General features: G+C 36.9%; 20 protein-coding genes. 12 read left to right on the forward strand and 8 right to left on the reverse strand.

All coding sequences use genetic code 11. From position 1 onward, the window contains the following. Positions 1–281: 281 nt before the first annotated feature. A complete protein-coding gene (locus tag EKL98_RS06300; protein WP_126561887.1) occupies positions 282–2,213 on the forward strand; it encodes a polysaccharide biosynthesis protein in 1,932 nt (643 codons plus the stop codon). Between the two features lie 215 nt (positions 2,214–2,428). Here EKL98_RS06300 and EKL98_RS06305 read toward each other — a convergent pair whose 3' ends face one another. The 4 genes from EKL98_RS06305 to dnaA form a co-directional block, all read right to left on the reverse strand. Further along, positions 2,429–3,310 carry an SDR family oxidoreductase gene (locus EKL98_RS06305; protein WP_126461240.1) on the reverse strand — a complete coding sequence of 294 codons (882 nt, stop codon included), beginning with the start codon at positions 3,308–3,310 and terminating at the stop codon, positions 2,429–2,431. A gap of 435 nt (positions 3,311–3,745) precedes the next feature. Continuing rightward, positions 3,746–4,468: an SAM-dependent methyltransferase gene (locus tag EKL98_RS06310; RefSeq protein ID WP_126555260.1), complete on the reverse strand. Its 723-nt coding sequence runs from the start codon at positions 4,466–4,468 to the stop codon at positions 3,746–3,748. Between the two features lie 87 nt (positions 4,469–4,555). Then, positions 4,556–5,023: a low molecular weight protein-tyrosine-phosphatase gene (locus tag EKL98_RS06315; protein ID WP_126561823.1), complete on the reverse strand. Its 468-nt coding sequence runs from the start codon at positions 5,021–5,023 to the stop codon at positions 4,556–4,558. 7 nt (positions 5,024–5,030) lie between these two features. Next, positions 5,031–6,458: a chromosomal replication initiator protein DnaA gene (dnaA, locus tag EKL98_RS06320; protein ID WP_126461231.1), complete on the reverse strand. Its 1,428-nt coding sequence runs from the start codon at positions 6,456–6,458 to the stop codon at positions 5,031–5,033. A gap of 186 nt (positions 6,459–6,644) precedes the next feature. On the opposite strand from dnaA, the gene EKL98_RS06325 reads away from it, so the two are divergent. Further along, positions 6,645–7,049: an acyl-CoA thioesterase gene (locus EKL98_RS06325; RefSeq protein ID WP_126461228.1), complete on the forward strand. Its 405-nt coding sequence runs from the start codon at positions 6,645–6,647 to the stop codon at positions 7,047–7,049. 29 nt (positions 7,050–7,078) lie between these two features. On the opposite strand, the gene EKL98_RS06330 is transcribed toward EKL98_RS06325, so the two are convergent. The 3 genes from EKL98_RS06330 to ribD are packed head-to-tail and all read right to left on the reverse strand — an operon-like array spanning position 7,079 to position 9,397. Beyond that, positions 7,079–7,702: an IMPACT family protein gene (locus tag EKL98_RS06330; RefSeq protein ID WP_126561824.1), complete on the reverse strand. Its 624-nt coding sequence runs from the start codon at positions 7,700–7,702 to the stop codon at positions 7,079–7,081. A gap of 56 nt (positions 7,703–7,758) precedes the next feature. After that, positions 7,759–8,361 carry an HAD family hydrolase gene (locus EKL98_RS06335; RefSeq protein ID WP_126461222.1) on the reverse strand — a complete coding sequence of 201 codons (603 nt, stop codon included), beginning with the start codon at positions 8,359–8,361 and terminating at the stop codon, positions 7,759–7,761. Next, the gene (ribD, locus tag EKL98_RS06340; RefSeq protein WP_126561825.1) at positions 8,354–9,397 is read right to left on the reverse strand and encodes a bifunctional diaminohydroxyphosphoribosylaminopyrimidine deaminase/5-amino-6-(5-phosphoribosylamino)uracil reductase RibD; all 1,044 of its coding nucleotides are present in this window, start codon (positions 9,395–9,397) and stop codon (positions 8,354–8,356) included. Before ribD ends, EKL98_RS06335 begins: the two co-directional genes overlap by 8 nt. 140 nt (positions 9,398–9,537) lie before the next feature. Between ribD and EKL98_RS06345 the strand changes: the two genes are divergently transcribed. Together EKL98_RS06345 and prmC are read left to right on the forward strand one after the other, a co-directional pair. Next, positions 9,538–10,023, forward strand: coding sequence for a GNAT family N-acetyltransferase (locus EKL98_RS06345; protein ID WP_126461216.1), 486 nt, complete (start codon positions 9,538–9,540; stop codon positions 10,021–10,023). A 14-nt stretch (positions 10,024–10,037) separates the two neighbouring features. Beyond that, complete coding sequence (prmC, locus tag EKL98_RS06350) at positions 10,038–10,913, forward strand: peptide chain release factor N(5)-glutamine methyltransferase (RefSeq protein WP_126561826.1); 876 nt, start codon at positions 10,038–10,040, stop codon at positions 10,911–10,913. Positions 10,914–10,972: 59 nt separating this feature from the next. Here the strand turns inward: prmC and EKL98_RS06355 are convergent, their stop codons facing one another. Beyond that, positions 10,973–12,217, reverse strand: a complete 1,245-nt coding sequence (locus EKL98_RS06355) for an ABC transporter permease (RefSeq protein ID WP_199740681.1) — start codon at positions 12,215–12,217, stop codon at positions 10,973–10,975. 235 nt (positions 12,218–12,452) lie between these two features. Between EKL98_RS06355 and EKL98_RS06360 the strand changes: the two genes are divergently transcribed. The 8 genes from EKL98_RS06360 to EKL98_RS06395 all read left to right on the forward strand — a co-directional run bounded on the left by EKL98_RS06360 (position 12,453) and on the right by EKL98_RS06395 (position 21,655). Continuing rightward, entirely contained in the window at positions 12,453–13,541 is a 1,089-nt protein-coding gene (locus EKL98_RS06360; protein WP_126561827.1) for a hypothetical protein, read from the forward strand. 125 nt (positions 13,542–13,666) lie between these two features. Then, the gene (gene hisS / locus EKL98_RS06365) at positions 13,667–15,043 is read left to right on the forward strand and encodes a histidine--tRNA ligase (protein ID WP_126461206.1); all 1,377 of its coding nucleotides are present in this window, start codon (positions 13,667–13,669) and stop codon (positions 15,041–15,043) included. Between the two features lie 288 nt (positions 15,044–15,331). Beyond that, entirely contained in the window at positions 15,332–15,904 is a 573-nt protein-coding gene (locus EKL98_RS06370; RefSeq protein WP_126461203.1) for a nucleotide exchange factor GrpE, read from the forward strand. Between the two features lie 76 nt (positions 15,905–15,980). After that, positions 15,981–17,096, forward strand: a complete 1,116-nt coding sequence (dnaJ, locus tag EKL98_RS06375) for a molecular chaperone DnaJ (protein WP_126453722.1) — start codon at positions 15,981–15,983, stop codon at positions 17,094–17,096. Positions 17,097–17,327: 231 nt separating this feature from the next. Then, positions 17,328–18,248: an ABC transporter ATP-binding protein gene (locus tag EKL98_RS06380; protein ID WP_126555245.1), complete on the forward strand. Its 921-nt coding sequence runs from the start codon at positions 17,328–17,330 to the stop codon at positions 18,246–18,248. 97 nt (positions 18,249–18,345) lie between these two features. Beyond that, positions 18,346–19,662, forward strand: a complete 1,317-nt coding sequence (locus EKL98_RS06385) for an ABC transporter permease (protein WP_126561828.1) — start codon at positions 18,346–18,348, stop codon at positions 19,660–19,662. A 52-nt stretch (positions 19,663–19,714) separates the two neighbouring features. Beyond that, positions 19,715–20,878, forward strand: coding sequence for a sigma-54-dependent transcriptional regulator (locus tag EKL98_RS06390; RefSeq protein WP_126461194.1), 1,164 nt, complete (start codon positions 19,715–19,717; stop codon positions 20,876–20,878). Positions 20,879–20,974: 96 nt separating this feature from the next. Continuing rightward, positions 20,975–21,655 (forward strand): DEAD/DEAH box helicase, encoded by a 681-nt coding sequence (locus tag EKL98_RS06395; protein ID WP_126561829.1) that lies wholly within the window; start codon positions 20,975–20,977, stop codon positions 21,653–21,655. The last annotated feature ends 25 nt before the right edge of the window (positions 21,656–21,680 follow it).

Genomic DNA, 21,680 nt, shown 5'->3' on the forward strand with positions numbered 1-21,680 from the left:
GTGATTTACTTAAGCCGTTTGAACACAGTTCTTTGGTCTCCTTCCTCTAACATCTATCCAGACAAAACACCTCTATTTTTATTGATGACACACAAGGAATAGTCTTTTTGTTCGGCTTAAAAAAAATAGTGCGTGTAAGAAAATGTTTTATTTCATATATTTGACGTGAATATCGTTTAAAGCGCATAACCTAAAACCAATCAATTTTGAACCCGGAAACCAACAGAAATGCAACCCGATTTAATTCTAAATTTTTTTCAAGAATAAACCGAAGGCTGAACATGCATAATTTAGGTTATTTGCCCCGATGGATCATCGTATTAATTGATCTTATGGTGCTTACCACCTCCTTTGTGTTTACTTTTCTGATCTTTAAAGGAACAGGAATGGATTATATTATTACCGACCACAGCACAATTTTAATTGCTGGTTTTTTTGCGACTAATTTGTTTTTCTTTTGGCTTTTCAGAACCTATTCCGGGATCATTAGGCACTCTTCTAATATTGATGCGGTCAAGTTGTTATTTTCACAAATGTCCGTACTGATTGTTTTTTTTATTTTTAATTTTCTTTTCCAAATTTTTTTTAAACAAAAAGCATTCTTAAATACAGCCCTTTTTATCAATATTGTACTTTCTTTTTGTGGCCTGTTTTTATACCGAGTGGTCGTGAAGCAAACGTTTGAGTTATATTTTTCAGAAAAGAACGACAGTAAATTGATACGAACCATAATTTATGGAACCGATGCCAATGCGATTTCGGTAGCGAATGCGCTGAAATTTGAAACACCATCCCGCTTTAAAATAGTCGGGTTTGTAGATAAGAACAATCAAAACGCATCTAAGCGCATGCTGGATTTGCCTATTTTAATCCAAAAGAAAAAGTTGCCTACACTAATGCGTTCTATAGGTGCCGAAAGTGTCATTATAGCGGATAAAAGTTTGTCTAAAGAAGAACAGATTGTGATCGTAGACCAGTGTCTGGAGTATAATTATAAGGTATTTACCGTTCCGCTGATCTCCGATTGGGAAAATCAAAAGGAAATTTCCCAAAAAGTAAAAACCATACAAATTGAAGATTTGCTGGAGCGAAAACCAATAGTGCTGGACAATAAAGCCATATCGAAACAATTAAAGGATAAGGTAGTTTTGATTACTGGTGCAGCAGGTTCTATAGGAAGCGAAATCGTCCGACAAATATTGGTGTTTAATCCTAAGAAAATTATTATTCTGGATCAGGCGGAGACCCCATTGCATCATTTAAAACTGGAAACCGAAAACATCAGTACCACAGTAAAAATATGCACGGTAATTGGAGATGTCAGAAACAGACAGGCTATGGATGAAATCTTTAAAGCCTACCGTCCGCAGGTTGTTTATCATGCTGCAGCTTATAAACATGTGCCGCTGATGGAAGAAAATCCCTGTCAGGCTATATTCACCAATATTGAAGGAACTAAAATTCTGGCTGATTTGTCTTGTTTGTACAAAGTCAAAAAGTTTGTGATGGTCTCTACCGATAAAGCGGTAAACCCCAGTAATGTCATGGGAGCCAGCAAACGGATCGCCGAAAAATACGTGCAGTCCTTGCAACTCAGGGATCAGATTGAGAACGGGGCGGAAGCTACAAAGTTCATTACGACGCGTTTTGGTAATGTTTTGGGATCCAATGGATCTGTAGTGCCTTTGTTTACAAAACAAATTGCCGAAGGAGGGCCGCTGACCATCACCCACAAGGACATCATCCGTTATTTTATGACCATACCAGAGGCGTGTCAACTAGTGCTGGAAGCGGGTGCGATGGGGAACGGAGGGGAGATTTATATTTTTGACATGGGGAAACCGGTTAAAATTATTGATTTGGCTCGAAAGATGATTAAGTTAGCGGGATTTATTCCGGATAAAGACATTAAAATACAAATTGTAGGGTTGCGTCCCGGGGAAAAATTATACGAGGAATTGCTCAATGACACGTCTAAGTCGATACCCACACACCATGCTAAAATTATGATTGCGCAGGAAATTCAAGAAGAGTTTGAAGCATTACATGCAGATATTGATGAATTAATTTGTATTGCCAGCAGGTTCGGAAATAAGGCTATTGTGACGCAAATGAAAAAGATTGTGCCTGAATTTAAAAGTATGAATTCAGCGTATGAAATATTAGATAAACACGAGGAAGTTGCTGCGGTTCCTTATTTAACAGAACAATAATTATTGTGAACTTCTCAATACGCTTCGCACTCGGAGCGACGTGTTTCGAGAACCGTTTTTAATTCCAAATTTATTACTTCCCATACGATCTCCCAAAATCAAGATCACTCGTACGGATGAAAATTGCAATTAAAACAATCTTCATCCAGCGAGTTTCATATTTGACTTTATGATGTTTAAACTTTGGACTTAATTGGTTCCGAGTTGGGTATGGATTATTTATTTTTCTTTGCTTTAATCAACAGCTCCAGCTGATCCCAAAGTGCTTCCGGTATCGCTTCTAACAGATTGAATTGTCCGGCGCCTTTCAGCCACTCACCACCATCAATCACCACCACTTCACCATTGACATACGCTGAAAAATCAGAGACCAGATAAGCCGCTAAATTAGCCAATTCCTGATGGTCTCCCACGCGTTTCAATGGCACTTTTTTTGCCATATCAAATTTCTCGGCTAAGTCACCGGGTAGTAAACGGTCCCATGCGCCTTTAGTCGGAAAAGGTCCCGGTGCAATTGCATTAGAACGGATTCCGTATTTTGCCCATTCTACAGCAAGACTGCGCGTCATTGCCAGGACACCTGCTTTTGCTGTCGCACTAGGCACCACATAAGCAGAACCGGTCCAGGCATACGTTGTTACGATGTTTAAAATGGTTGCTGATTTTTGTTTGGTGTCAATCCAATGTTTCCCAAAAGCAAGGGTGCAGTTTTTTGTCCCTTTCAAAACAATATCAATCACGGTGTCAAAAGCATTAGCAGAGAGTCTTTCTGTGGGGGAAATGAAATTTCCGGCGGCGTTATTAAGCAGGACATCCACTTTGCCAAAAGTGTTCAAAACCTCTTGCAGCATGTTTTCGACTTCACTATAATGACGTACGTCACATTGAATAGGAAGGCAGGTTCCGCCAGTTAGCGTTTCCAGCTCCGCAGCGGTTTTTTTTAGTTTTTCTAAATCCCTGGAGGTGATGGCGACTTGCGCACCTAATTCCAAGAAATAGTGAGTCATCGCTTTTCCTAAACCACTTCCGCCTCCGGTGACTACAATCACTTTGCCTTTAAGAGCATCGTCCCGTAACATTTTATCTGTATAACTCATGTTTTTTATGTTTTAATGGTAAATATAGCAAAATTAAATAGTATGCATGCATAATAAAATAATAATATATTGAAACGATTTGCTAAAGGATGAATCCATTACACGACGATTCAACAGTTTCTCCCGCGTGTGTGTTGTAATCATTTTTGTTTTTGGAGTGCATGCTTTTTCTATAATCGCCCAATTTGGGGTGTAATGATCGCGTACTATGGGAACTTCATAACAATAAATATACTCGTGCTGCTATTTGGAAGTTTACTCCTAAAAAAAATCATTAATTCTAATCATAAAAATAGGGTTTTATAATTAGAATTAATGATTAGAGGTGTTGTTTTATTAAGTCCAACAATTCAGCGTATTCTGTTGTTTTATTGAATTGTAACTTTGTTAACGGATCTGGTTTACCTTTTTAGTAAAAGGAAAAGAAGTTTAAATTTACATTTTGTGGATGATAAAAATAGTCGGTCGTTTGTGCAAGTCGATGGTTTCTTTTTTCCAGGCCGCAATTTTCTTAGTCTTGATATATTCGGTAGGTAAAGTGATATCCGCAGCAATGCACAAGTGTGTTTCAGGATGCAGTGTTTGTACTAAATCTTCCAATAATTTGTTGTTGCGATACGGCGTTTCTATGAAAATCTGAGATTGATTTTTTTCAAAAGAAACTCTTTCCAAGGTTTTGAAACTGGCTTTTTTTTCGTCTTTTTCAATAGGCAAATAGCCATGAAACGTAAAGCTTTGTCCGTTCATTCCGGAAGCCATCATGGCCAAAAGAATGGAAGAAGGGCCAACCAAAGGAACAACCTGAATGCCTTTTTCATGGGCTAATTTAACAATCACAGCGCCAGGATCAGCCACTCCGGGACAGCCTGCTTCGCTCATTAATCCCATATTTTGCCCTTCCAGCAATGGTTGTATAAAGTCTAAATGTTCTTTGGTTTCAGTGTGTTTGTTTAAAACAAAAAGTTTTAACTCAGATTGTTTCTTCTCAGGACTAACACCTTTGATCGATTTGCGGGCTGTTTTGTCGTTTTCTACAATATAATAATCAAGGAGGTCAATACTTCTTTTTATGGTTTGCGGCAAAACATCCATAGGATCGCAATCGCCCATTGTGGTAGGGATTAGATAGAGTTTTCCTAAAACAGCGTTTGGTTTCATAGGTGTGATTTATGTTCCTTAAAATAGTGTGTTTATAGTATGATCAGTATATTGTTAGGATATCCAAAATAATTTTATCCGAAAAAACTAGGTGTGTTTGGCGATTAGCTTTTGTGCAAGAACCGTACACGCTTCATCCAGCATGTTGTACACAATTTCAAATCCATTAGGCAAACCAAAATATGGATCAGGAACATCTACTTTTTCGTTTGGAAATAATTCATTCAAAATTAGTTGTACTTTTTCTATTTGTTTCGGGTGCTCCGCAAGCTGCACTACATCCTCATAATTGGAATTATCCATGACATAGATATAATCAAATGTGTCGAAATCAGCACTGCTGAATTGCCTTCCTTTTTGATTTGAAATGTTGATTTTGTTTATTTTTGCAACAGCAATAGAGCGTTCGTCTGGCGAATGGCCAATGTGCCAGTATCCAGTTCCTGCCGAATCCACTGAGAATTTGTTCTTTGGAAGCTTAGAAGCTAATAGGCCTTCAGCCAATGGGGAACGACAAATGTTTCCCAAACAAACCATTAAAATTTTTATGGACATAAGGTGTCTATAGCGTTAATTTTTTATTGATGTCTTCCACAAATTTTTTGAATTGTTTGTCCGTAGCCACTAAATTATCAACGGTTTTGCAAGCGTGTAATACTGTAGCATGATCGCGATCTCCAATTTGGGAACCAATATTTGCCAAAGAGGCTTTTGTGAATTTTTTTGCAAAAAACATCGCCAGTTGTCGGGCTTGCACCACGTGTCTTTTTCTGGTTTTGGATTGCAGTGTTTCTAAATCCAGTTGGAAATACTCCGAAACAATTTTTTGAATGTAATCAATAGAAATTTCTCGTTTTACATTTTTTACAAATTTTTCAACGACACTTTTAGCCAGTTCCAGCGTTACTTCTTTTTTATTAAAAGACGATTGTGCAATCAATGATATAATGGCTCCTTCTAATTCCCTTACATTCGATTTGATATTACGCGCTACGTATTCGATGATTTCGTCCGGAATTTCAACGCCGTCTCTGTACAATATGTTTTTTAGGATGGAAATTCTGGTTTCATAATCCGGTTGGTGCAATTCAGCACTCAATCCCCATTTGAAACGCGAAAGTAACCGTTGTTCAATATCTTGCATGTCAACAGGCGCCTTGTCCGAAGTTAGGATGACCTGTTTGCCGTTTTGATGTAAATAGTTGAATATGTGAAAAAACACATCCTGAGTTCCTGACTTTCCGGAAAGAAATTGCACGTCATCAATAATTAAAACATCAATTAATTGATAGAAATGGATGAAATCATTTCGGTTATTTTTCTTAACCGAGTCGATGTATTGTTGGGTAAAAATTTCAGCCGAAATGTATAAAACGGTTTTTTCAGGGTATTTGTCTTTTATTTCTACCCCAATGGCATGCGCCAAATGCGTTTTTCCAAGACCAACACCACCAAAAATTAATAACGGATTGAACGAAGTTCCACCCGGTTTATTGGCAACAGCCATACCTGCAGAACGAGCCAATCGATTTGAATCCCCTTCTAAAAAGTTGTCAAAACTATAATTTGCATTCAGCTGTGATTCGATTTTTAAATTTCGGATGCCTGGAATTACAAATGGATTTCTTAATTCGGGGTTTAAGTTTTTAAAAGGTGCATCTACTTCTTGCGGCTTCATAGGAACTCTATTGGCGCTTGGCAACTGTTCCGTAAACGGTTGTTTATTGCCGTAAGTGTTTTCCATTCTGATTTTATAAAGTAACTTAGCATTTTTTCCAAGTTCTTTAGTAAGGGCCACTTTTAACAATTTTACATAGTGCTCCTCGAGCCATTCGTAGAAAAATTTACTAGGTACCTGAATATATAATGCGTTATCGGTAAGTTCAACTGATTTGATTGGTTCGAACCAAGTTTTGTACGCTTGGTCTTGGATGTTGTCTTTTATGAAAGACAAACAGTTTTCCCATACTGATTGAGCAGTTTTGTTCATATATTCTATTAAATTATTTTTAATTGGTAATTTTTATCTTACTAAAAAAAAGAGGTTGTGTGATTATTTATTGGGGTAACAAATATGTGAACAAATTTCTGTAAAAAAAAATATATAGGGCACTAATTTCCCGAATTATTGTTGTAAGGCGCTTTTTTAAATTTAAATTTTTTTAATACATAAGTAATGAAAGATCATCAAATAGAAGTTCGGGTGCGATACTCGGAAACGGATCAAATGGGAGTTGTATACCATGGGAATTACATTCCTTATTTTGAGATAGGAAGGGTGGAATGGCTTAGAAACAAAGGGATCTCCTATAAAAATATGGAGCAAAGCGGAATTGCGCTGCCTATTGTTTCTATGAATATTAATTATAAAAAATCAGCGCGCTATGATGAGTTGTTAACGGTTCATACGATTTTCAAAAGCCAGACTTCGGTGAAGATAGAATTTGATTGTGCTATTTATAATGAATCTGATGAGTTATTAACAACGGCTCAATTTATTTTGGTTTTTGTCTCCTTAAAAACAGGTCGTCCAATGGCTCCTCCAGCGTATATTTTAGAATTGTTAAAAACAATCGAATAAAGTACAAAAGAAGCAATATTGAATGGGAATTAGAGTCGTTTTATACCGATTTCAAACATCGAATTGAAAGTGTCGAATAGTTTTTCGGCATTTTTTTTTCGGGTTTTTAGCTCGATTTTACCTATCGGAAGGGTAGTGATCGCACTTATTTCCATTTCCTGAGATACAATTTCCAATTTTTGTTCCTTGATGACCCGCATTACTTTATTCATATTTTGGTACTCAAAGGCGAGGCTAAAATGACAATCGATTGTTTTCTCTATAATGGCACAGCTTTCCAGAATCAGTTGTGCCGTGGTTTTATAGGCAGTAATCAAGCCGCCAACGCCTAACTTCACGCCGCCAAAAACCCGAACTACGACTAGCAGGATATTAGTGACTGAAAACGACTGAATTTGTCCGTAAATAGGCATACCGGCACTATGGCTTGGTTCTCCGTCATCGTTTGCTCTATAGGCCACTGTGCTGGTGCCAATTTGATAGGCATAGCAAAAATGTCCTGCATGAGGATGTTGCTTCCGCAAAATATCGATGAGCGGCTTTACTTCGTCCTCCGATTGAATGGGATAGGCATAGCCAAAAAATTTGCTGTTTTTTTCTTTGAATAGCAGTTCCTCTGAAGAAAATGCAATGGTGTTGTATGTGTCTTTCAATTGAAATTAAAAAAAAGAGTGAAATTTGAAATTTGATATGATTTGAAGCGGTTCTTTCAAATTATTTTTTTGTCCAGTAAATGGATGACATCTTCTGTGCCTACTTGTAAATTCCAAACTTCAAATCCCAATGCGAGTGCGACATCTGTATTTTCTTTTTTATCATCGACAAATAATGTTCGCTTGGGCGCTAATTCATGGTTGCTTATCAAATGATGAAAAGCGTCAGGATTTGGTTTTCTTAAGCCTAGCTCAAATGAAAAATAGACTTTCTCAAAGCATTGGTAAAAATCCCTGTAAAAAGAAATCCCGTTTTTGCGTTCGAACGTTTCTATATGAATAGCATCCGTATTGGATAATAAAAACAAGCGGTATTTTTGCGAAAGCATTTGCAGGAATTCCAATCGATACAACGGGAAATCGAGGAGTATGGCATTCCAAGCGGCTAGAATTTCTTTGGTGGTGGCATTTGGAAGATGTTTTTGAATGCCCAAAAGGAAATTTTCACGGGAAATTTTTCCGGTTTCAAACTGGATGTTCAAATGGTCTAAATCAGCATTCCATTCCTTCAGGCCTAATTTCTGGAACGCAGTAACGGTGGCTTGTTTGTCTAAGTTGATAAAAACATCTCCAAAATCAAAAATGATAGTGTTAATCATGGTTTCTGTGAATTAGAAGTTCGTCTGAACCTATGCATTGTTTTGTGAACTGTTTTTGAACAAGAATAGGCGCCTTGATTCCAGTTTTAAATTGGATATTTCCAACAAATATTCGAGCTTCATCCCAAAGATTAGCATCGATAAAAGTTTGCAGCGTTTGCCTTCCGCCTTCAATGATAACGGATTGAATTTGATGTTTGTACAGGGATTGAACCAAGTGTTCAGCTGTGTTTTTTTCAAAATCGATGCACTCAAAGATAGTATTTTCTTTTTCAACACCCGTTTTAAATCCGGAAAAAAGGATAGTTTTAACGTGATTGTCAAAGATGTGACTGTCTTTTGGGATGCGGTTCTTTTGATCTAAAACCACCCGAATGGGATTGTTTCCATACCAATCGCGCGCATTGAGTTTTGGGTTATCATCAATAACAGTTTGTGTTCCCACCAGAATGGCTTGCTCCTCGGTGCGCCATTTATGAACCAGTTGTCTGGAATAAATAGTGGTGATCCAGACCGGTTTTTTTTCTGATTTTTCTTTTGGCGCAATAAAACCATCTTGACTTTGTGCCCATTTCAAGATAATATACGGCCTTTTCTTTTCGTGAAAGGTAAAAAACCTTTTGTTGAGCTCCTGGCATTCGTCTTCCAGAACGCCCAGGGTTACGTGTATTCCGGCTTCCATGAGCTTTTTGATTCCGTTTCCTGCCACTTTTATATTGGGGTCAACAGTGCCTATAACTACATTTGGAATTTTATTTTTGATAATCAAATCACAACAGGGCGGTGTTTTGCCAAAATGACTGCAGGGCTCTAAACTCACGTAAATAGTTGCTTTATTCAGCAGCGATTTGTCTTTTACGGAATTTATTGCAAGGACTTCTGCGTGCGGTTCTCCTGCTTTTTGATGCCAGCCTTCGCCAATGATGTTGTCGTCACAAACAATTACACTGCCTACTAACGGATTTGGATAGGTGGTTCCCAGACCATTTTTGGCCAGCTCGACGCACCGTTTGATGTATTTTTCATGTATTTTCACTCTACAAAAGTAGTGATTTTTGCGTGTAGCCCCAATCAGGTACCCAAACTTGGGATTGAGGCAGGATTAGTTTTAAAAACTTTAGAGAATAACAACAAACAATTGATACTTTTGTGGCTAAAATTAGTTTCTGAAAAAAAATGGAAAAGTACCGCATTAGAAAAATAAAAAAAGAAGACAATCTCGCAGTTGCAGCATTGATACGAGCAGTTTTTGACGAATTAAAGATTCCAAAAGTAGGAACGGCGTATGAAGATCCGTATTTGGATTTAATGTATGAGGAGTATAATAAGCCAAAATCAGTTTATTATGTGGTGGAAAAGGATGGGAAAATTATAGGTTCTGCCGGGGTTGCCCCACTTGAAAATGAAGCAGAAACCATTTGTGAACTTCAAAAAATGTATTTCCTGCCGGAAACCAGAGGTCTTGGACTTGGAAGTCAGATGATGGCTCAGTGTTTAGAAAGTGCCAAGGATTTTGGTTTTGAAAATTGTTATCTTGAAACGATGCCATTTATGCTTGATGCCCAGAAACTGTATAAGAAAGTAGGTTTTGAATACCTTGAGTCGCCCATGGGAAGCACTGGTCATACCAGTTGTCCGATATGGATGCTCAAAAAATTATAAATCATGAATTTTAAATGAAAAACAGTTCCGTTAAAATTAGAGATTACAGAACCCAATTTATTCAAGAACTGACTCCAATTTATGATGCCGGAGAAGCAGAGAGTTTTTTCTATTTAATAGCAGAAGAAAAGCATCAACTGAAAAGAATAGATCTGGCCTTGCATCCTGATTTGGTTTTTTCGGAAACGGAAACGGTAGTTTGGAACTCGATTTTGGCACAATTAAAACAGGAAATCCCGATACAATATCTTTTAGGCAAAACGAGTTTTTACGGATTGGATTTTGAAGTCAATGAAAATGTATTGATTCCAAGACCCGAAACCGAAGAACTAGTCGCATGGATTATTAGAAATAATTTAAAGATTGAAAAATTCAAAGATTTAAAGATTCTTGACATAGGCACGGGAAGTGGTTGTATTGCTGTTTCATTGGCAAAACACATTCCGAATGCGCAGGTTTTTGCAATTGATGTGTCTGAAAAAGCGTTGGCTACAGCCCACAATAACGCCCACAATAATGCTGTAAATATTACTTTTATCAAGCAGAACATTCTTGAAACTGAAGATTTACTTCAGGAATTTGATGTTATTGTTTCTAACCCGCCGTATGTTCGCAATTTAGAAAAAGAGGAAATTAAGAAAAATGTATTGGACTATGAACCGCATCTGGCACTTTTTGTAGAAGATAATGACGCATTGATTTTTTATAAAAAAATAGCCAAACTGGCTCAAAAAAATCTGCTGCCAAACGGAAAGTTGTATTTTGAAATTAATCAGTATTTAGGCAAAGAAATGGTCGATTTACTCGAAAAAATGAATTTCAAAAACATCGAATTACGAAAAGATATTTACGGGAATGACCGGATGATTAAAGGAGAAATAAGTAATTAGTATTTATAAGTTGAAAACGGATCAGTTTTTCAAAAGTTTTAGAGACTGACCACTGTAATCTACTCATAACGCAAGGCTTCAATGGGATCCAGGACCGCCGCTTTGATTGCGGGATATAAACCGGAAGCAATCGCTACAATGAAACTGGTAATAAAAGCCGCCATGATAGCGCCCCACGGAATTACAAAGGCAAAGTCCATGGCTGTGGCAATACCAAATCCGATTAGGATTCCAAAAATAATGCCTACTAATCCGCCCATTTGGCCTATCAGTAATGTTTCTATAAAAAACTGAATGGCGATTGTCGTTTTCTTGGCTCCCAAGGCTTTACGGACTCCAATTTCCCGGGTGCGTTCCGTAACGGAGACGATCATGATATTCATCAGGGCTATCGAAGATCCCAGCACGGTGATGATGCCTATAAGCCAGGATGCCAGTCCCAGGTATTTTGTGATTCCTAAAATTCGGTTGATCAAGTCATCGCTGCGCACGACGCCAAAATTACTGTCTTCTACGGGACTCAATTTACGAACCCGGCGCATCGTACTTGTGGCGTTGTCCAAGGCTTGTTCCAGTAATTCTTTTTTGCCCACCATGACACTCACTGTATAATTGATGTTGGGTGCCGTAAACAAGGAGCGCGCTAGTTGAATTGGAATCAAAACCCGTAAATCCTGACTGTTCCCAAACGTGGATCCTTTCTCTTTCAAAACTCCGATGACCTTAAATTTAGCTCCTCGGATGGATATTGTTTTATCAATGGGATTTACGTCTTTCAGCAATCCTTTTTCAAAATCAGACCCTACAACACATACATACGCATTGTTGTCAATGTCAAATCCTGTAAAATTGCGACCGGAACTGGTTGCTAATCCGGAATTCGTTATGAAAAATTCGTCAACTCCGAGGATCGCATTTTCGGGATCCGTTTTTGTTGCCTCATATTTTACTTCGGCGGCAGATGTCGCGGTAAAGGAAAGCGACGTTTCTGTAAATGGGTAGTTGTATTTTTTCTTGAAAGCTACAGCCTCCGGATAAGAAATGATGGGATTAATGATTTCTCGCTCGTCCCCGCCACGATTTCGAGTGGTGTTTTCGTACTGTTTAATGTTGAAGGTATTGGCTCCCATGGAGGCAAAATCTGAGGAAATAGTGTTTTCAAGTGCCGAAACAACCGTAAGAATACTGACTAAAGCCGTGATCCCAATAGCGATAATCATCACCGTAAGCACCGTTCGCAACAATTGCGTTCGGATGGAACCAAATGCAATCCGAATATTTTCTTTGAATAATTTTAACATCATATACGTTTGACACGAAATTACAATTTTTGTTACAAATTAAGCTTTCGAAGACAGAATATTTATTTTGAATCAATATATTTGGTGGGAGAAAAATTTAAATTTCCATTTTTAGGAAATATATTTTTTTGAAATTTTTAATTTATAATTATTTGAAATGAATAATATTTTTTTCGCCTTTTTCTGTATTCTTTTTTGTAGCAATATTGGTCACTCCCAGAATTTTAAAATCACTAAAATGATTGCTGATAAAACAACAAAAGTACCTTTAGAAAACGTTAATATATATAATGATAAAGATAATTCTACAACAAATCAAGAAGGATTATTTGTATTTATTTCTGGCCGTAATGAAATTAATTTTAATTTGCTGGGCTATAATTCTCTGAAAACTACTTTTGAAAGAATAGAAAGGCACGACACCATTTTTATGGAAGCCAAAGCGTTTGAACTAAAGGAGGTTGTTGTGGCTAATAATGAATCGTTTATCAAAAAAGTATATGATAAAATGGTCGACAATTATAGTGCAAAGTATACTTCAAACTTCTTTTTAAGAAATGTACTCAAAAAAGGCAACAGCATCGTCGTGTTGCAGGATATTCACGCCAAAAGAGGTAAAAATTCATTTCCCAAAAATTTTAGTGAGATCGAAGTTTTAAATATGAGGAAAACTAGTTTTTTTGAAAAAAAGAAGCAGATTGATTTTGCCTTTCCAGATTTTACAGAGTTTTTTGGTGGATTCTATCCAGCGTTGGATCAAAATATTTTTACCGAGGTGGATTATAATGATTTTGATTTTAGAAAATTTTTATTTGAAGCCAAACAAAAAAATGTTTGGGGGCAAATTAGTAAAGGGTATTTTATTATTAATAGAAATGATTACGCAATTGTCGAATTTTTTGTGTCAATCTATGATAATCCTGAAGTAATACCTTTTAAGAAATTTAAGCTTTCAAGTACGCAATATAGGACCACACGATACGAAAAACTCGTCACCTACAATAAAAACAGTACAGTAAATAAATACTATCTCAATTTAGCAAAACTGAATGCACAGGTAGAAGTATTAGCTGATAAAAATAGCGCTGGGTCATTTAAATACAACTTAACAATGGATTATTTTACAACCAATTCTGTTACTAATGAAAAAGTAGAATCCAATTTTGCTGTTGACAAAGATGTTTTTAAAGCTAAATTTCCTTATTCGGCAACCTTTTGGAACACTCAAAATCAACTGCCTTTAACGAATGAGCTTAAAGATTTTTTGAAACGAGTTTCTGATAACAAAGACCAAAAGAAGGAATTTGAGATAATTGGAAATTTCTAATTTTTTTTATTTAAAAATCAGGATATTTGCAGAGAGAATTAGGATTTTCAATGTAGCCATTACGATTTTGAAGAAATCGATTTTGTTTTTTGTAATTCGTATTTCGTAATTTGTAATTAATTAAAATGGCATCAAAACCTAGTATTCCAAAAGGAACCAGAGATTTCTCACCAACCGAGGTGGCAAAACGGCACTATATCATCCAAATCATAAAAAACAATTTCGAGAAATTTGGTTTTCAACCCATAGAAACCCCTTCATTTGAAAATTCCGAAACCCTAATGGGAAAATACGGAGAAGAAGGCGACCGTTTGATTTTTAAGATTTTGAATTCCGGAGACTATTTGGCGAAAGCCAATGCCACGCATCTCGAAAATAAAGACAGTACAAAACTGACAGCGAGCATTTCGGAGAAAGCGTTGCGGTATGACTTAACCGTTCCATTTGCCCGGTATGTGGTACAGCACCAAAACGAGATTGAATTCCCGTTCAAAAGATACCAAATCCAACCCGTTTGGAGAGCGGATCGCCCCCAAAAAGGCCGTTTCAGAGAGTTTTTTCAATGTGATGCGGATGTGGTAGGGTCTAAATCATTGTGGCAAGAAGTAGAATTAGTGCAATTATATGACACTGTTTTTTCAGCTTTGGGATTAGAAGGGGTAACCATCAAAATCAATAATCGAAAAATATTATCCGGAATTGCAGACGTGATTGGAGCATCGGATAAACTGATCGATTTCACAGTGGCACTCGATAAACTGGACAAAATTGGCGAAGACGGTGTCAAAAAAGAAATGATGGAGAAAGGAATTTCAGCAGCAGCAATTCTGAAAGTCCAGCCGTTATTCCATTTTACAGGAACCATTTCTGAAAAAATAAGCCAACTTTCAGTCTTGCTTGCTGAGTCAGAGGAAGGAATGAAAGGCGTGGAAGAATTGCGTTTCATTTGTGATAATGTGATGAAATTAGGTTTGAGCAATTCGACTTTAGACCTGGATGTAACTCTGGCTAGGGGATTGAATTATTATACCGGTGCCATTTTTGAAGTGGCGCCGCCAAAAGCTGTTGCAATGGGCTCCATTGGCGGCGGCGGACGATACGATGATTTGACCGGAATTTTTGGATTGAAAAACATGAGTGGTGTGGGGATTTCTTTTGGACTGGACCGCATTTACCTGGTGATTGAAGAATTGAATTTGTTTCCGGAAACCGTAACAGCAACTTCAAAAGCATTGTTTATTAATTATGGTGATGCTGAAGCTTTTTATGGATTGCAAGCCATTCAGAAGCTTAGAGCTGCAGGAATTAAAGTGGAATTGTATCCGGATAATGCTAAAGTGGCCAAGCAGTTTCAGCATGCGGACAAACGAGGAATTCCTTTTGCCGTAATTGCAGGAGAACAGGAAATAGCGTCGGATACGTTTGTGCTCAAAAATTTAATATCGGGGGAACAGCGTACAGTGGATTTTGAGAGTCTAAAACAAGATTTATTACGGTCTTAAACACATAAAAAAAGCTCCGTTTTAGTACACGAAGCTTTTTTTTACTATTAGGTAATGGTGAATTAATAATTGTTTAGAATAAAATCGTGAGTTTTTACTTTCTAAAAGTGTTCTAAATAAAAAATTTTAACAAAGCTAAAGAAACAATAGCAAGATAATCTTAAAATAATCTTAAAATTTTGAGTACTCAGGTGTTATATTGAAAAGAAAAGCGAAATCAATAAAAAGATGACAATTTGACATTTTAAAAGAATTGGCAGTACTTTTGCAATCCCAAAAAGAATAAAAATGAAGTTTAAGAATATTTTTAAAAATACGAGTACTATGACTACCGAAAATACAGAAATCGATCAAGAATTAGAGGAGGTGACATTAGAAAATAATGCCAATGAAGAGCAAATCATTGTTGAGGAATTAAGTGTAGAAGAGCAATTAACGCAAGACTTAGCTAAAGAGAAAGATAAATATTTACGCTTATTTGCTGAATTTGAAAATTACAAACGCAGAACAACCAAAGAGCGTATTGAATTATTCAAAACGGCTAATCAAGAAGTGTTATTAGCGATGCTGCCTGTATTGGATGATTTTGACAGGGCTTTGGTTGAAATAAACAAATCGGATGACGAATTGTTGACAAAGGGAGTGGAGCTTATTCATGAGAAATTAAAAAGCACTTTGATTTCTAAAGGATTAGAGCAAGTTGAGGTTAAAGCTGGAGATGTTTTTGATGCGGATTTTGCAGAGGCAATTACTCAGATTCCAGCTCCAAAGATGAAGGGGAAAATTGTTGATGTTCTTGAAAAAGGATATAAATTAGGAGACAAGATCATTCGTTTTCCAAAAGTGGTTATCGGTCAGTAGAGATGCGATTTATTGCGTCTTAATTAAATAGACAAAGACGAGATACATTGCGTCTGTACTGTATAAAAAAATAAAAATGAAAAAAGATTTTTACGAAATATTAGGCATTTCTAAAAGTGCTGATGCTGCTGAAATTAAAAAAGCATATAGAAAAAACGCTTTACAGTACCATCCTGACAAAAATCCCGGAGACAAATCGGCAGAAGATAAATTCAAACTAGCTGCTGAAGCTTACGAAGTATTGAGCGACCCTCAGAAAAAAGCCAAATACGACCAATACGGCCATCAAGCTTTTGATGGATCGGGTGGTTTCAGTGGCGGAGGTGGTCACGGAGGCATGAATATGGATGATATTTTTAGTCAGTTTGGGGATATTTTTGGTGGCGGTTTTGGTGGTTTCAACAGTGGTGGAGGCGGTGTTCGTCGCGCTAAAGGAAGCAACCTACGTATCAAAGTAAAATTGACGTTGGAAGAAATTGCCAACGGCGTGGAGAAAAAAGTAAAAGTAAAACGTAAAGTTCAGGCCCCTGGAGTTAGTTATAAAACGTGTTCAACCTGTAACGGTCAAGGACAAGTAATGCGGGTTACGAATACCATTTTGGGCAGAATGCAATCGGCTTCTACCTGTCCTACCTGTGGTGGTTCCGGACAAATTCTAGATAAAAAACCAGCCGAAGCAGACGCACAAGGAATGATTCTTGAAGATGAAACGGTTTCTATAAAAATACCTGCGGGTGTGGTAGACGGCATGCAATTGAAAGTGTCTAATAAAGGGAACGATGCTCCGGGAAACAGTATTCCTGGAGATTTAATTGTGGCAATTGAAGAGTTAGAGCATGAATTCTTGAAACGCGAAGGAGAGAATTTACACTACGATTTATACATTAGTTTTGCAGAAGCGGTTCTAGGAATTTCCAAAGACATTGAAGCTATAAACGGAAAAGTGAGAATCAAACTAGAAGAAGGAATCCAATCCGGTAAAATTTTGAGATTAAAAGGAAAAGGAATTCCGAGTATCAATGGGTATGGAAACGGCGATTTACTGGTTCATGTCAATGTTTGGACGCCAAAAACGCTGGATAAAGATCAAAAACAGTTTTTCGAAAAAAATCTTACGGATGAGAATTTTATTCCAAATCCGGAAAAATCAGACAAATCCTTTTTTGAGAAAGTAAAAGACATGTTTTCATAAAAAAAGTTAGACTCGAGTTATCGATTCGATTATAAAAATACATTACCCATCCTTGTTATAATAAGGATGGGTTTTTTATGAAATCACCATTAACAATTTGTTTGCATACAAACAGCAATAAATACAAAGCGATAACATAGATGACCGCTGAATATTAAATGCTACATATAGGAAACAATTCTTAGTATTTTGGTACTAATTATTTACTTTTACACCAATTAAAAAATAAGCATGAGTAATATTCTTGAAGTGAATAAAGTTGTCAAGCAATACGGTGATTATGTTGCGCTTAACCAGGTTTCATTAACGGTTCCTAAAGGAAGTATCTACGGACTTTTAGGTCCAAACGGAGCCGGAAAAACATCACTTATCCGAATAATAAACCAAATTACATTACCGGACAGTGGCGAAATTATTCTTGATGGCGAAAAACTGCAACCCAAACACGTTCAATATATAGGATATTTACCGGAAGAAAGAGGCTTGTACAACACGATGAAAGTAGGAGAACAATGCTTGTATTTAGCTCAGATGAAAGGGCTTTCTAAAGCTGAAGCCAAAAAACAACTGGAGTATTGGTTTGAAAAGTTTGAAATACAAGGCTGGTGGAACAAGAAAATCCAGGAACTTTCTAAGGGAATGGCTCAGAAAATTCAGTTCGTCGTGTGTGTGTTGCACAAACCAAAACTATTGATATTTGATGAACCTTTTTCTGGTTTTGATCCCGTGAATGCCACTATTATCAAAGAAGAAATTCTGGCGTTGCGAGAAGAAGGAGCCACCATAATTTTTTCGACACACCGCATGGAAAGTGTAGAAGAATTATGTGATCACATCGCTTTGATTCACAAATCAGATAAACTGATTGAAGGAAAACTGGACGATGTTAAAAGACAATTTAAAACCAATAGTTTTGAAGTGGGTATTTTATCGGATAATGCAACGGGATTGATGTCTGCTATTACACAGAAATTTAGCGTTGCTCCGGCACATTTTAAATCACTGAACAACGAGTTAAAACTGGAAATCCAACTCGGAAATGCTACGCCAAATGAATTATTGAATATCCTCACGCAATGTGGACAAGTAACACATTTTGTAGAAAAAATTCCAAGTGTAAATGATATTTTCATTCAAACAGTAACACAATAGATGGTTAGACTTCTTAGATTGTCAGACTTTTTACAGTTTCCTAATCTAATTGTTCTAAAAAAATCTAAGTAATTTAAAAATTTAAGCAGTCTAAAAAATGAGTATCATTTCATTAATCATAAAAAGAGAATTTATTACTAAAGTGCGTAATAAATCTTTTGTTGTAATGACTTTTTTAAGTCCGTTGTTATTTGTTGGGATAGCAGCATTTATAGGCTATTTAAGTTCCATGAAAGCGGATACCAAACGCATCGCCATTCATGATGAATCAGGTTTGTTCGTTAAAGAATTTATACTTAAAAACAACAACAACAGCCAGTACAAATACCTCGATTTATCTCTTGTAGATTTAAAATTTTTGAAAGACAGCATCGCTGACGAGCGCTATGAAGGACTATTGTATATTCCAAAGTCAGAACACACAAAGGATTTCGAAAATAAAATACAGTTTATTTCAAACAACAGTCCCAGTATTTCCTTTATAGAAAAAGTTCAGGATGTGATTGCTAATAAATTGACTAAAAACAATTTAGAAAAAGCACATTTAGATACGCTTGCCATAAAAAAAGCCCAGGCCCAAGTCAATATTAGTTTGACGAAAGCATCGGGTGAAGAGAGTGTCAAAGGACTTAACGAAATCAAAATTGGGATTGGTGGCGCATTTGGATACCTCATAATGATGTTCATAATCATCTACGGAAACATGGTGATGCGAAGTGTGATCGAAGAGAAAACCAGCCGAATTGTAGAGATTATTATATCCTCGGTCAAACCGTTTCAACTGATGATGGGCAAAATCATTGGAACTGCGCTAGCCGGATTGCTGCAGTTCCTTATTTGGGCTATCATTGGACTCTCATTAATGTTTGCAGCCTCAGTCTTTTTTGGGGTAAATGTGGGTCCAAGCTCCAGCGTTTCGCCTGAATTGATGCAAGCTGCACAGCAGGAAATGACTGGAACTGCCCAAATGTATATTAAGGAATTATGGAATCTGCCCATTGCAAATATCTTGATTGGATTCGTGATTTATTTCATCGGCGGTTATTTTTTGTACAGTTCGTTTTACGCAGCCATTGGTGCCGCAGTAGACAATCAGACGGACTCACAACAATTCCTTTTACCTATCATTATGCCATTGATGCTGAGTGTTTACGTTGGTTTTTTTACGGTTATCAATGATCCACACGGAACAATTGCCGTTATTTTTTCAATGATTCCGCTTACATCACCAATTGTTATGCTGATGCGAATTCCGTTTGGCGTACCTTTGTGGCAAATCGCCATTTCAGTAACGCTGCTATTTGGCACCTTCTTTTCTGTAGTTTGGTTTGCCGCAAAAATATACCGAATAGGAATACTAATGTATGGCAAGAAACCCACTTGGAGGGAATTATATAAATGGTTGAAATACTAATAGAAGTTTAATCGGTTATTTGGTTAACTGATTAACCCAATAAAGAAAAGAGATGTCAAAAATACTAATCATAGAAGATGAGGCCGCCATTCGAAGAGTACTTACAAAAATACTTTCGGAAGAAAATGATACTTATCAGGTGGAAGAAGCCGAAGATGGTCTTGCAGGTCTTGAAAAAATAAAAAATAACGATTACGATTTGGTTTTGTGCGACATCAAAATGCCTAAAATGGATGGTGTTGAGGTACTGGAAGCCGTCAAAAAAATCAAGCCCGAAATTCCTATGGTGATGATTTCTGGTCATGGCGATATGGAAACGGCTATCAATACAATGCGTTTGGGAGCCTTTGATTACATCTCAAAACCGCCCGATTTAAACCGATTGTTGAATACAGTTCGAAATGCTTTGGACAAAAAACAACTTGTAGTAGAGAACAAATTTCTGAAGAAAAAAGTCAGCAAAAACTACGAAATGATTGGCGAAAGCGACGCCATCAATCACATTAAAGTGATGATTGAGAAAGTAGCCCAAACCGAAGCCAGAGTTTTAATTACGGGACCCAACGGAACCGGAAAAGAACTGGTTGCACATCAATTACATGAAAAAAGTGAGAGAGCTAACTTCCCTTTAATCGAAGTGAATTGTGCGGCTATACCATCGGAATTGATTGAAAGCGAATTATTTGGTCACGTAAAAGGAGCGTTTACCTCCGCAGTGAAAGACCGCGCAGGAAAATTTGAAGCGGCAGATAAAGGCACTATTTTCTTGGATGAAATTGGAGATATGAGTCTTTCGGCGCAAGCTAAAGTATTGCGTGCTTTACAGGAAAGTATGATTACCAGAGTGGGAGCGGACAAAGATATCAAAGTCGATGTTCGTGTAGTTGCGGCAACCAATAAAGATTTGAAAGTCGAAATTGCCGAAGGACGTTTCCGGGAAGATTTATACCATCGTTTGGCCGTGATTTTGATAAAAGTTCCGGGATTGAACGAAAGACGGGATGATATCCCGATGTTGATTGCTCATTTTGCCGAAAAAATTGCTTTGGAGCAAGGAAATGCGGTAAAAAAATTCTCTTCAGCAGCGATTCATTTATTGCAGGATTATGATTGGACAGGAAATATTCGGGAATTACGAAATGTAGTGGAGCGTTTGATTATCCTTGGCGGAAACGAAATTTCTGAGAATGATGTGAAGTTATTCGCATCTAAATAAAATTAATTTAATGATTTAAAAATTTAATGATTTAAAGATTTGGCAATAGCTTTAATCTTTTAATTTTTTAATTTTTAATCTTTCAATCTAAAATAAATGAAACTAAAAAAAATAAACCAAGCGTTACAACAAGCCCTGATTGAAAACGGTTTGACTGAGGCCAATGCAATTCAAAAAGAAACATTTTCGACACTAAAAAGTGGTTCGGATTGTATTATTATTGCACCAAAAGGAAGCGGGAAATCAACTACAATCGTGCTAAATGTAATTCAGAGATTGACAGGAGCAACCGAAGAATCGCCAAGGGCTTTGATAATTGTTGAAGACAAAGCGAAAGTATTGGAAATGGAATCCCTATTTGAAAAATATGGGAAGTATTCTAATTTAGAAGTCTATGGTGTTCATGACAAAGGAGATATGGAATACGATAAGAATTATATTTCCAGCGGAATTGATGTGTTGATAGGGACTCCAAATAAACTAAGTGAAATGTTTACTACGGCTGGTTATAATGTAAACCGATTAAAAATGCTTGTTCTTGATGATGCAGATCCAATTTTGAAATTGCGTCATGAGACAAAAATCATGCGTATTTCGAATAGCATTGTCAAAACCCAACGTATTATTTTGTCGGAACAATTCACCGAGCGAATAGAGGTTCTTGCTGAAAAAATGCTGGTGGAGCCTTTTGAATTCGATTTTGATGGAGGAGAGGAAGAGGAAGAGGAAGAGGAGGAAGATTTAGAACCTGAAGTTGGAGATGACTTCCATAGCTAGAAGGAAATAAATAATTTATACTCCT

It is taken from the genome of Flavobacterium bomense (genome assembly GCF_003970355.1).